The 229-nt window shown below is 37.1% G+C and carries 1 protein-coding gene; it reads right to left on the bottom strand.

Translation table 11 applies throughout. The features are described from left to right. Nucleotides 1-21: 21 nt before the first annotated feature. On the bottom strand, nt 22-229 hold a 208-nt coding region (locus R0J92_RS27450; protein ID WP_411054004.1), incomplete at its 5' end, for a hypothetical protein.

The raw sequence follows: 229 nt of genomic DNA on the forward strand, positions 1-229 counted from the left end.
ATAAGATTTGAATTCCTATTTTCAACAATATTCGCTGCCTAATTCAGGCAATCGAGTAACTCTTTGCATGATACGTTCCTCAGGGCAAACCGTCAAATTTCTATCTGCTTTAATCAGTGATCCTGAATCGCTAAAACAGTTGGAGGATAGGACGATCGCGCTCCTAATCCTAATAAAAATCAATTCGTTAAGAGCAATGTCAATTTCTTCTAACAAAGGGAACTTTTCT

Origin of the sequence: Tritonibacter sp. SIMBA_163, from assembly GCF_046535935.1 — a bacterium.
Classification (GTDB): domain Bacteria; phylum Pseudomonadota; class Alphaproteobacteria; order Rhodobacterales; family Rhodobacteraceae; genus Epibacterium; species Epibacterium scottomollicae.